The sequence below is a fragment of the Aeromonas sp. XH genome (assembly GCF_033348475.1).
Lineage (GTDB): Bacteria > Pseudomonadota > Gammaproteobacteria > Enterobacterales > Aeromonadaceae > Aeromonas > Aeromonas sanarellii.
Window position 1 is genome coordinate 3,313,600 of the sequence record NZ_CP137630.1, and the last position, 12,077, is coordinate 3,325,676.

Annotated in this window: 10 protein-coding genes; all 10 read left to right on the top strand. The window is 66.3% G+C overall.

Going from position 1 to position 12,077, the window contains the following annotated elements; genetic code table 11:
* Positions 1-64: 64 nt before the first annotated feature.
* The 10 genes from ltnD (at position 65) to R2B70_RS15255 (ending at position 12,070) form a co-directional block, all read left to right on the top strand.
* Positions 65-973, top strand: a complete 909-nt coding sequence (ltnD, locus tag R2B70_RS15210) for an L-threonate dehydrogenase (RefSeq protein ID WP_209793959.1) — start codon at positions 65-67, stop codon at positions 971-973.
* Entirely contained in the window at positions 970-2,223 is a 1,254-nt protein-coding gene (otnK, locus tag R2B70_RS15215; protein ID WP_318161901.1) for a 3-oxo-tetronate kinase, read from the top strand. The genes ltnD and otnK overlap by 4 nt, the downstream gene beginning before the upstream one ends.
* Positions 2,216-2,848, top strand: coding sequence for an aldolase (locus tag R2B70_RS15220; protein ID WP_041214644.1), 633 nt, complete (start codon positions 2,216-2,218; stop codon positions 2,846-2,848). The genes otnK and R2B70_RS15220 overlap by 8 nt, the downstream gene beginning before the upstream one ends.
* Positions 2,845-3,618 (top strand): 2-oxo-tetronate isomerase, encoded by a 774-nt coding sequence (otnI, locus tag R2B70_RS15225; RefSeq protein ID WP_318161902.1) that lies wholly within the window; start codon positions 2,845-2,847, stop codon positions 3,616-3,618. Before R2B70_RS15220 ends, otnI begins: the two co-directional genes overlap by 4 nt.
* Positions 3,619-3,653: 35 nt before the next feature.
* Positions 3,654-4,604, top strand: coding sequence for a D-erythronate dehydrogenase (gene denD, locus R2B70_RS15230; protein WP_318161903.1), 951 nt, complete (start codon positions 3,654-3,656; stop codon positions 4,602-4,604).
* Positions 4,601-6,106, top strand: coding sequence for a GntP family permease (locus tag R2B70_RS15235; protein WP_198497911.1), 1,506 nt, complete (start codon positions 4,601-4,603; stop codon positions 6,104-6,106). The genes denD and R2B70_RS15235 overlap by 4 nt, the downstream gene beginning before the upstream one ends.
* A gap of 90 nt (positions 6,107-6,196) precedes the next feature.
* Entirely contained in the window at positions 6,197-7,087 is an 891-nt protein-coding gene (locus R2B70_RS15240; RefSeq protein ID WP_198497910.1) for a DMT family transporter, read from the top strand.
* A gap of 59 nt (positions 7,088-7,146) precedes the next feature.
* The gene (locus tag R2B70_RS15245; protein WP_318161904.1) at positions 7,147-9,084 is read left to right on the top strand and encodes a methyl-accepting chemotaxis protein; all 1,938 of its coding nucleotides are present in this window, start codon (positions 7,147-7,149) and stop codon (positions 9,082-9,084) included.
* 637 nt (positions 9,085-9,721) lie between these two features.
* The gene (locus R2B70_RS15250) at positions 9,722-11,122 is read left to right on the top strand and encodes an OprD family outer membrane porin (protein ID WP_209793967.1); all 1,401 of its coding nucleotides are present in this window, start codon (positions 9,722-9,724) and stop codon (positions 11,120-11,122) included.
* Between the two features lie 120 nt (positions 11,123-11,242).
* A complete protein-coding gene (locus R2B70_RS15255) occupies positions 11,243-12,070 on the top strand; it encodes an SDR family oxidoreductase (protein ID WP_318161905.1) in 828 nt (275 codons plus the stop codon).
* Positions 12,071-12,077 lie beyond the last annotated feature (7 nt).

Genomic DNA, 12,077 nt, shown 5'->3' on the forward strand with positions numbered 1-12,077 from the left:
CCTGATATTTCATCGCCGCAAGCCTCTACTATCGGCTCATCAGTCGTAATCGAGGAATCACGAGATGAGCACTCCCTATCATGTTGCGGTCATCGGCCTGGGCGCCATGGGCATGGGCGCCGCCCGCTCCTGCCTGCGGGCCGGGCTCACCACCTACGGCATCGATCTCAATGAAGAGGCGCGCAACCAGCTGCAACAGGCCGGTGCCACCGCCGTCATGGCCGATGCCCGCCCCCTGGCGGAGACGCTCGATGCGGTGCTGCTGCTGGTGGTCAACGCCACCCAGGTGCGCCGCATCCTGCTCGGCAACGAGGGGCTGGCCCACCACCTCAAACCGGGCACCGCCATCATGGTCTCTTCCACCATAGCCGCCGAGGAGGCGAGCGCCCTGGCCGCCGAGCTGGCGCTGATGGGATTGCCGATGCTGGATGCGCCGGTTTCCGGTGGTGCCATCAAGGCCGATGCCGGCGAGATGACGGTGATGGCCGCAGGCTCAGACGCCGCCTTCGACAAGCTGGCCCCGGTGCTGGATGCGGTGGCCGGCAAGGTCTACCGGGTCGGCAGCGAGCCGGGCCAGGGCAGCACGGTCAAGATCATCCACCAGCTGCTGGCCGGGGTGCACATCGCGGTGGCCGCCGAGGCCATGGCGTTGGCCAGCCGGGCAGGCGTATCCCTGGATCTCATGTATGACGTGGTGACCCATGCCGCCGGCAACTCCTGGATGTTTGAAAACCGCATGCCCCGGGTGCTGGCCGGTGACTACCAGGCCCGCTCCGCAGTGGACATCTTCGTCAAGGATCTCACCCTGGTAGCGGACACCGCCAAGGCGCTGCGCTTCCCGCTGCCGCTCGCGAGCACGGCGCTGAACATGTTCCTCGGCGCCAGCAACGCAGGGCACGGCCAGGAAGATGACAGCGCCGTCATCAAGATCTTCTCCGGCATCCAGCTGCCGGGTCAGGAGGAACTGCTATGAAACTCGGTGTCATCGCAGACGACTTCACCGGCGCCACCGACATCGCCGGTTTCCTGGTGGAGAACGGCCTCTCCACCCTGCAACTCGCCGGCGTGCCGGAGCATGATGGGGATCTGCCCCCGGTCGATGCCGTGGTGATCAGCCTCAAGAGCCGTTCCTGCCCCGCGGGCGAAGCGGTGCGCGACTCCCTGGCGGCCCTCGACTGGCTCAAGGCCCGCGGCTGCCCGCGCATCTACCAGAAGTACTGCTCCACCTTCGACAGCACGGCAGCGGGCAACATCGGCCCCGTCACCGACGCCCTGCTGGCGGCGCTGGAGAGCAAGTTCACCCTGATCTGTCCGGCCCTGCCGGTGAATGGTCGCACCGTCTATCAGGGCAACCTCTTCGTGGGGAACCAGCCGCTGGCCGAGTCCGGCATGCGCCACCACCCCATCACCCCCATGACCGACAGCAACCTGCTGCGGCTGATGGAGGGGCAAGCCCAGGGCCGCGCCGGTCTGGTACCGTTCAATACCATCGCACAAGGTCCCGGCGCCATTGCCGACGCCTTTGAGCAGCTAACGCAAGCTGGTGTGCGCTACGCCGTGGTCGACACCCTGACCGAGCAGCACCTGCTGGACATCGCCACCGCCGCCCTCGACATACCCCTGGTGACCGGCGGCTCCGGTCTCGCCATCGGCCTGGCCCGTCAGCTTGGCAGCGGCGATCTGCAGGGTGCCCGCGAAGCGGGCTGGCCCAGAGGCACCCGCGCCGCGGTGCTGTCGGGCTCCTGCTCCGAGATGACCAACCGTCAGGTGGCCCGCTATCGCCAGCACGCCCCTGCCCTGGCGCTGGATGTGGTGCGCTGCCTCGAGGATGCCGACTACCCGGCCGAGCTGGCGCACTGGGTACTGGACCAGCCCCGGACCCCGGCGCCGCTGGTCTACGCCACCACCAGCCCGGTGGAGCTGGCCCGCATTCAGGAAACCCACGGCCAGCAGGCGGCCAGCGACGCGGTGGAACACTGCTTTGCCCGCCTCGCCCAACTGCTGCAAGGCGCCGGCGTGGACCGCTTCATCATCGCCGGTGGCGAGACCTCGAGCCGGGTCACCCAGGCCCTCGGCGTCAAGGCGTTCCACATAGGACCGCAGATCGCCCCCGGTGTGCCCTGGGTGCGGGCCATCGACGCCCCCCTGTCGCTGGCCCTCAAATCCGGCAATTTCGGGCGCGACGACTTCTTCGACAAGGCTCAGGAGTACTTCCATGACTGAACAGGCACTGCGCGACACCATGGTGATGCTGGGGGCTTCCCTCTTCCAGCGCGGTTATGCCACCGGGGGCGCCGGCAACCTCTCCGCCCTGCTGCCGGACGGCACCCTGATCGCCACCCCGACCGGCTCCTGCCTGGGACGGCTCAGCGCCGACAGGCTCTCTCACGTCAACCTGCAGGGGGAACACCTGGGGGGAGATCGCCCCTCCAAGGAGGTGGCCTTCCACCTCGCCATCTACCACAACAATCCGGACTGCCGGGCCGTGGTGCACCTGCACTGCACCCACCTGACCGCCCTCTCCTGTCTGGAGGGGCTGGATCCGGCCAACGTCATCCGCCCCTTCACCCCTTACTACGTGATGCGGGTCGGCCAGTTGCCGCTCATCCCCTACTACAAACCGGGGGATGCCCGCATCGCCGAGGAGCTGGGGCGCCGCGCCCCCGAAGGCAACGCCTTCCTGCTTGCCAACCACGGCCCCGTGGTGACGGGCAAGGATCTGGTGGATGCGGTCAACAACATGGAAGAGCTGGAGGAGACGGCGCGCCTGGCACTGATGCTTCATGGCCACTCCATCCGCTACCTGAGCGAACCCGAAATTGATGAATTGAGGAGGATGAAACCATGAGCAAGTTTGCCGCCAATCTCACCATGCTGTTTACCGAGCTGCCTTTCCTGGAGCGCTTCGCCGCCGCCCGCGACGCAGGCTTCGAGGCGGTGGAGTTCCTCTTCCCCTACGAGTGGCCGGCCGCAGAGCTGGGCCGCCGCTTGCGCGAGCAGGGACTCTCCCAGGCCCTGTTCAACATGCCGCCGGGCAACTGGGGCGCGGGGGAGCGCGGCATGGCCGCCATCCCGGGGCGGGAAGCGGAGTTTCGCGGCCACCTGCCAAACGTGCGTGACTATGCCCTGGCGCTCGGCTGCACCAAGGTGCACGCCATGAGCGGCATCGTGGACCCGGCACACAGCCTCTCGGCCCACCGCCAGACCCTGATCGACAACATCCGCTTCGCCGCCGACTTCCTGGCCGAAGACGGCATCAAGGTACTGCTCGAGCCACTCAACGATCGGGATGTGCCCGGCTACTTCCTGGCCCACCAGCTCGACGCCCTGGCCCTGGTGCAGGAGATAGACAGACCCAACGTGGGAGTGCAGCTCGACCTCTATCACGCCCAGATCATGGACGGGGATCTCACCCGTCTCATCGGCAAGCTGGGCCCGGCCATCGGCCACGTCCAGATCGCCTCGGTGCCGGATCGCCACGAGCCGGACGAGGGGGAGATCGCCTACCCCCACCTGTTCAAGGTGCTGGCGCAGGCGGGCTACCACGACTGGATAGGCTGCGAGTACAACCCCAGAGCCGGCACCCGGGAAGGGCTGGGCTGGCTGACACAACAATAACGACCCTGAACATGAACGAGTCTGAGGATAACAAGATGCAGATCATCATCACCGGCGGCGGTGGCTTCCTGGGCCAGAAACTGGCCCGGGCCCTGCTGCAAGGCCCCCACCCCTTCACCGAGCTGCTGCTGGTGGACATCCAGCAGCCGCAATCCCCCCTGCCGGACCCCAGGGTTCGCTGTCTGCGGGCCGACCTCACCGAACCCGGTGTCGCCGAGTCCCTCATCAGCGAGCGGACCGCCGTGGTCTACCACCTGGCCGCCATCGTCAGCAGCCACGCGGAGCAGGACTTCGATCTGGGCTGGCAGGTCAACCTGGACACCACCCGCACCCTGCTGGAGGCGTGCCGCCATGCCCGGCCCGGCATCCGCTTCGTCTTCACCAGCTCGCTCGCCGTCTATGGCGGCCTGCTGCCGGAGCTGGTAAACGACGGTACCGCCCTGACCCCCACCTCCTCCTACGGCGCCCAGAAGGCCATGGGGGAACTGCTGGTCAACGACTACAGCCGCAAGGGCTTCGTCGACGGTCTGGTATTGCGCCTGCCCACCATCTGCGTGCGGCCGGGCAAGCCGAACCGCGCCGCCTCCTCCTTTGTCAGCAGCATCATCCGCGAGCCGCTGCAAGGGGAGAGCGCCATCTGCCCGGTGAGCCCGGATCTGCGCCTCTGGCTCTCCAGCCCCGCCACCGTGGTCGCGAACTTCCTGCTGGCGGCCAGACTTCCCGCCACCGGTGACGCCCGCAGCATCAACCTGCCCGGCATCAGCGTGACCGTCGGCGAAATGCTGGAGGCCCTCGCCCGGGCCGGTGGCCAGGCGGCCCGGGATCGGGTGCAGTTTGCCGCCGATCCGGCCATCGAGCGCATCGTGGCGAGCTGGCCGGGACGCATCGACAACCAGCGGGCCAGCGCCCTCGGCTTCGCGGCAGACAGGACGTTTGCCGACATCATCGACAGTTTCATCACCCATGACATGCAGGAGGCATCATGAGCGACATCCCAACCCCCATCATCGGTCTCATCATCGCGGTCTTCGTGCTGGTGTTCCTGGTCATCCGTACCCGGGTGCATGCCCTGATCGCCATGCTGGCGGCGGCCTGCATCGCCGGGATCACCGGCGGCATGAGCATCGACAAGACCCTCACCGTGATCACCCAGGGCTTTGGCTCCACCCTCGGCAGCATCGGCATCGTCATTGGCCTCGGGGTCATGATGGGTCGCCTGCTTGAGGTGTCGGGCGCCGCCGAACAGATCGCCTACAGCTTCATCAAGTGGCTCGGCAAGCGCCGCGAGGAGTGGGCCCTGGCCATCACGGGCTACATCGTCAGCATCCCCATCTTCGTGGACTCCGCCTTCGTCATCCTCTATCCGGTGGCCAAGGCGCTGGCGAAAAGCGGCAAGCGCTCCCTGCTCACCCTGGGGGTGGCGCTCGCGGGCGGCCTGGTGGTCACCCACCATACCGTACCGCCGACCCCGGGCCCGCTGGGGGTTGCCGGCCTGTTTGGCGTGGACATCGGCGCCATGCTGCTGACCGGCATGGCCCTGGCCATCCCCTGCGTGCTCGGCATCGTCTTCTACGCCCAGTGGCTCGACAAGAAGTACCCCGAGTTCGGTGCCCAGGCCGCCCAGACCCCGGACGAGCTGCAAGCCACCTATGAGCAGTACCTCAAGGAGAAGGAGGGCAAGACCCTGCCGAGCCTGACCCTGTCGCTGCTGCCGATCCTGGTGCCCATAGTGCTCATCTTCGTCAAGGCCATCTTCACCACCCTGGCCACCCTGGAGGGCATGGACGGCCTGATGGCGAACCCCCTGGTGCAGGGCATCAACTTCATCGGCACCCCCATCATAGCGCTCGCCATCAGCGTGCTGCTGGCGGTCTATACCCTGGTCCCGCACATGGACAGGCACGCCACCGCAGCCCGCCTGGAAGAGGGGCTGCAATCCGCCGGCATCATACTGCTGGTGACCGGTGCCGGCGGGGCGCTGGGGGCCGTGCTGCGCGACAGCGGTGCGGGTCAGCAACTGGCCGAGCAGATCGCCCAGCTGCCCATCTCCCCCATCCTGATCCCCTTCATAGTAGCGACCCTGGTGCGCCTCATCCAGGGGTCCGGCACCGTGGCCATGGTGACGGCGGCCTCCATCTCCGCCCCCATCCTGGCGCAGATCCCCGGAGTCAACATGCTGCTGGCCGCCCAGGCCGCCACCATGGGGTCGCTCTTCTTCGGTTACTTCAACGACAGCCTGTTCTGGGTGGTCAACCGCATGATGGGGATCTCCGACGTCAAGCAGCAGATGATCGTCTGGTCCATCCCGACCACCATCGCCTGGGCCATCGGCGGCACCGGCGTCGCCCTGCTGAACCTGATGTTCGGCTCCGGCGGCACCTGGTTCGACCCCGTGCTGCCGCTGCTGGTGCTGGCGCTCATCGTCTGGTACGTCAAGGGGCAGTCCCTGGCCCCGGCGGCAGGGGTCGTCCCGAGTCGGGAGTCCTGACCCGCACCGTCACGGCAACGCTGTGTGACGAGGGCCAGTCTGCTAGACTGGCCCTCTTTTTCGTTCATTCATCTTGCAAAGGAGTGTTGGATGCCTGCGTCTTCCTGGTGGGACAAGTCCACCGGTTTTGCCCTGCTCACCATCTTGTTGTGGGCCTCCCTCGCCGCGCTCACCTCCCGGATCACCAGCGTCTCGCCGCTGGTGCTGGTCGGGCTGGTGCTGCTGTTCTGCGGGGCGGGCACCCTGCCATTCTGGCGCCAGTGGCGCGCCAGCCCCCTCACCTGGCTGGTGACCATCACGGCCCTGCTGCTCTATCACCTGCTGCTGTTCACAAGCTTTCGCCACGCCCCCGTGCTGGAGGCGAACCTCATCAACTACCTGTGGCCGCTGTGCATCATCCTGTTCACCCCCTTGCTGCTGCCGGGCCACCCCTTGAGCCTGCACCACCTGCTGGCCGGGGCCCTTGGTCTCGCGGGGTCGGTGCTGGTGATGGTCGATGGTCACCTGCAACTGCAACAGGCCCACTTGCCCGGCTACCTGCTGGCGCTCGGCGCCGCCATCGTCTGGGGCGCCTATTCCGTGCTCTCCCGCCGCCTGCCTCCCGCTCCCGCCGTGATCACGGCCGCCGCCTGCCTGCCCGCAGGGCTCCTGGCCCTGCTGCTGGCATGGATGCTGGAAGGCCCCTTGCCATTCGCCCGGATCCCCCAGGGTGACTGGCTGCTCATCGCCGGGCTCGCCCTCGGCCCCATGGGGGCGGCCTTCGTCACCTGGTATCTGGCGCTCCGGGACGGGGATCCGCGCCGCATCGGCGCACTCGCCTACCTCACCCCCTTGCTGAGCACCCTGCTGCTGGTCTGGCTCAACGGCGAGGCGCTCACCCCGCGCCATCTGCTGGCGGGGGCCCTTATCATGGGCGGCGCCCTGCTGGGCCTGCTGGTGAAAACACCGAAGACTCAGCCAGTTGCAGAGCCTCTGTCATAAAAACGCCATCAGGCCTGCTTAAGCTCACGCCCATTGCGTGGTTCAAGCAGGACTGAAAAGTGAAAATTGCCCATTTTGCCTCCCTCTCCTCCCTCGTCTTGTTGCTGGTGGCCGGTGTTCAGGCCGCCGCCCTCTATCAGGGCTGGCAGCAGTTCAACCGGGCCGAGCAGGCCCAGCGCCAGCAGGAGCAACTGCAGCGGCAGCTGAGCGGCTCCCTGCAAGGGGCGCTTCGCGACTACCTCGGCAGCGGGGATCCCCTGCTGCTGGCCCAGGCCCAGGGCGTACGCCAGCAGGCGCTGGCGCTGCTATCCAGCCAGGACGACACCCTGACCGGCCCGCTGCGGGCCCGGCTCGAACAGATGGGGGCACGTATCGACGGCGACTACCTGGCGGCGGGCAAGCTCTCCGGCAACAGCCAGTGGTTGCTGCAAAATGCCGAGAACGAGTTGACCACCCAGGCCCGCGCCCTGCTGCGCTATGGCCAGCAGGGGGCCGCCGCCGGGCGGGATCCGGCGCTCGCCGAGCAGTATCGTCAGGGGGCCGTCGACATACTGGCCGCCCTCCCCGCCCTCGCCCACCAGCGCCAGAACTACATGGAGCAGGCGAGCGCCAAGCGCCTCGAAGGGCTGCAGTTCGAGCTCGCCGCCCTGCAAAGGCAGGCGGACTCCCTGGCGGCCTTGCCGAGCCTGGATCTCTTCGAGGAGTCCCCGGCCGACGAGTTCACCCTGGGGGAGCCGCAGCGCAAGGAGCTCGGGGAGCAGCCCAAAGCCGAGCTGATCTCGCTGCTCAAACGCTATCCCCAGGAGCTGGAGAACAGCCGCAAGGCGCTGCAACAGCAGCAGGCCGCGCGTCAGATGGTGCAGCAGGACATCAGCCAGCTACTGCAGGCCGGGGAACAGCTGGGAGAGCGGCTCGCTGCCGCCCGCCAGACGGTGAACCGGGAACTGGCCACCGTGCTCGGCGTGCTGGCGCTCTGCCTGGTGGTGATCGCCCTGCTGTTCGCCCTGGTGCAACGCCGCTGGCTGGTCAGGCCCCTGCTGCGGCTGCGGGCCGCCTTCCTGCAGCTCGATGCCACGGGTCAGGCACAACTGCTGGCCCAGGGGCACGAGCGCAACGAGCTGGCGGACATAGTCGCGAGCTACAACCGCCTCATTGAGCGGCTGCAACAGGATCAGCAGCAGAAGGCGGGGCAGCTCTCCAGCGTCTCCTCCAGCCTGCAGGAGATGGTGGCCCAGGTGCAGGAGATCCATCACAGTACCCGCACCACGGAGCAGGCGGTGGACGAGAGCGACACCATGATGCAGGAGCTCAACCAGCTCGCCAGCGAGGTGCACCAGGTCGCCGCCGAAATCGCCCAGCACGCCCAGCACAACGAACACTCCATGACCCAGAGCGAGCAGCTGGTGGGTGGCATGCTGACGGCCACCGCCCAGACCGGGCTCGCCATCGACGAGAGCAGCGCGGCCCTGGCCCAGCTGACCCGCTCGGTGGAGGACGTGACCGCCATCGTCGACGTCATCGGCCACATCTCCCAGCAGACCAACCTGCTGGCGCTCAACGCCGCCATCGAAGCGGCCCGCGCCGGGGAGCAGGGACGCGGCTTTGCGGTGGTGGCCGACGAGGTGCGCCACCTCTCCGCCGACACCCAGCGCTCCCTCGGCCAGATCACCGAGATCCTGGCCAGCCTCACCCAGGCGGGGGATCAGCTCGCCACCGTGCTGTCCCGCATCACCGCGGAGGCCGCCGATCAGCGCCAGCAGGCCGAACAGCTGCGCCAGACCACCCAGACGGTGCGGGAGATGGCGCGCAGCACCGCCGTCATCGCGCTGCAGGGGGCCGACAACGCCCGCAGCCAGGAGCACAGGCTCGCCAGCTTCGCCGCCCTCATCGGCCGCATCAGCCAGCACGCCCGCCAGGGTAGCCGCCTCTCGGTGCAGGTGTCCGAGCACATCCACCACCAGGCCCAGCAGATCCCCCGGATCCTGAGCCAGGCCTGATCCCGGGCCCGGCACCGTGCCGGGCCTGCGTTTCCTCCCATACTCGCCCCCGGGATCTCCAGTCCGGGCCCACAGGCCGGCGAGGCCGGAACAATCCTTCGCGACTCTTCCCCCCATGCCGGCACCCGGGTTGCAGACAAGGCTCCCCTGCCTGCGTCGGCGATGCGCATCCGGAGCAGGCCGAATCTTTTTTTGTGACACAAAATTATATGTTGCCGCAAAGTTAACAAAGAAAGTTCTGCCTTCCCGACAAGATCCGCACAGGATAACGGTGAACACCACATGAAAGCGTTATCATTGCCGATGTACGTGGGCTTGGAGTGCCCACATCAAGAATCATGATTATTTGCACTCGGTCATATTTTTGAAACTTGGCGGGAACTTCATGTTGATATTTCGCACCGCGAACGTACTCTTGAGTTGTCCGATCGCCAAGGGTCGGCACACACAAAATAAAGACTGTCACGATACAGACCGCCCATCACAGATGCGCCAAGGCATCCGGGAAAGGGCCACAGCACAGACAGACGTTTTTTTGCCCTGCGGGGCCTTGATTGCAATGCCAATACCGAGCGGCGGGCCTGCGTCCGACTGCCGGATAAAAAAGCTAAGTCCATAAAATCAGGAGCAATAACAAATGGAAAAAGTGATCTTCAAGCGCGCCGCCTTGAGTGCCGCCGTGGTCGCGGCGCTGGTCGCCCCGGGAATGGCGCTCGCAGCCCAGGACATGATGAGCCCCGAGTACGGCAAGTCCTACGAGGCGTTCACCGAGGATGCCAAAGTCACCGGCGGTCTCTTCTACTTCCAGCGCGAGCGTGACCGCAAGCAGGCCGGCCCCGGCCAAGATGGCAAATACCACTCCAACCTGAGCCATGCCACCACCCAGGCGGCCCTGAACTTCAACTCCGGCTATGCCTGGGACGTGGTGGGTATCGACCTGGGCGGCTTCGGCGCCTATGACCTGGCCGTCGACGAGAGCAACGGCGTCAACGAAGAGAACGAATTCTCCTTCTGGGGCGACCAGTGGGGTTCAGGTGGTGACGGCGTCCCCGAGAACGGCTTCAGCCTCTCCAACGCCGCCCTGAAATTCAAGTTCGGTGAGCATGTCACCGCCAAGGGGGGTTATACCCAGCTCTACGTACCCGGCATCCTGGGGGTCAACTGGTCCTATCAACCCGGTACCTACCGCGGCGGCCAGATCGAAGGCACCTTCGGCGGCCTCTACCTGACCTACGCCATCGCCGACGAATACAAGGCGCCCTGGTTCAAGAACACCGCCGGCTTCTCCAAGAGCAGCCCCTATGCCAGCGATCCCTTCAGCGACGAGAACAAGATCGACTACATCCACGGTCTGGCCGCGCGCTACACCTTCGAGAACGGCACCGCCATCACGGGTGCTTTCGGTCAGTCCGAAGGCTACATGGACAGCTACCACTTCAAGCTGGCCCACAAGTTCGACGTACTGGGTGGCCTGAACACCAGCTACCAGTTCTACGGCTCCGAGACCGACAACAACGATTACGACGGCCTGGCCTGGCAGCAAGCGCTGACCGCCTCCTGGAACTACGCCCAGTATGGCTTCCGTCTGGAAGGGCTGTGGACCAAGGCCGAGGGTGACCAGGGCAACTACCTGCCCCGTCTGACCCGCGGCTACGGCAACTCCCAGGGCGCGAACGAGATCTGGTGGGATTCCCGCTCTGACTGGAACCACAACGACGAGAAGGCCGTGTTCTTCGGCGTGACCCGTTCCCTGGACGATCTGGTGGGCGCCCCTGGCTGGGCCGCCGGTATCTCCGGTGCCTACGGCTGGGATGCCAACAACGGCGACAGCTCCCTGGAAGGCGGCAAAGAGTGGGCGGCGAACTTCGACGTCATGTACACGGTGCAGGATGGCAAGCTGAAGGGCACCCTGTTCAAGCTGCACTACACCGACTACAACAACGAACAGGACGACAAGGGCAGCTGGTACTACCCGAACATGTTCAGCTCCGAGCATGACGTCAAGTTCCACATCATCATGCCGTTCACCATCCTGTAAGCAGGGGGTTGAACTTCAGCAAACCGGGCCGATTGGCCCGGTTTTCTTTTTTCTGATCAGCGGGTTAACATGCAAAGCCGCTGGCACTTTTGCCCGCCCCGTCACCACAAGGATGCGACCATGTCCCGCTTCGTTCTGATCACAGGCTGCTCCAGCGGCATCGGCCTCGCCGCCGCAAGAAAGCTCGGCGCCCACGGCTTCACCGTCATCGCCTCCGCCCGCAAGGCCGGGGACGTGGCCCTGTTGCAGCAACAGGGTCTCTTGGCGGTGCAGCTGGATCTGGCGGATACCGCCAGCATAGAGCGGGGGGCGGCAGAGGCGCTGGCCCTGGCCGGGGGCCGCCTCTATGGCCTGTTCAACAACGGCGCCTACGGCCAGCCCGGCGCCCTGGAGGATCTGCCCACCGAGGCGCTGCGCGAGCAGTTCGAGACCAACCTGTTCGGCTGGCACCACCTCATTCGCCAGATCCTGCCCCCCATGCTGACTGCGGGCGAGGGGCGCATCGTGCAGAACAGCTCCGTGCTTGGCCTGGTGGCCATGAAGTATCGCGGCGCCTACAACGCCAGCAAGTTCGCGCTGGAAGGCTATACCGACACCCTTCGCCTCGAGCTCACGGGCAGCGGCGTGCACGTCAGCCTGATTGAACCCGGCCCCATCGACACCCGGTTTCGCGCCAATGCCCGCGACGCCTTCCTGCGCCACATAGACCCGAGTGCGAGCCGCCATCAGGCCGCCTATGCCCAGACGCTGGCGAGGCTGGAGCGCGAAGGGGGGGCCCGGGGCTACACCCTGCCGAGCGAGGCCTGCGTACCCCCGCTGCTGCACGCGCTCAGGAGCAAGCGTCCGAAGCACCGCTACCCCGTCACCTTCCCGACCAAATTGTTTGCCGTGCTGCGTCGTCTGCTGCCAAGCCGCTGGCTGGACCGGCTGCTGATCAAATCCGCCTGACGCCAGA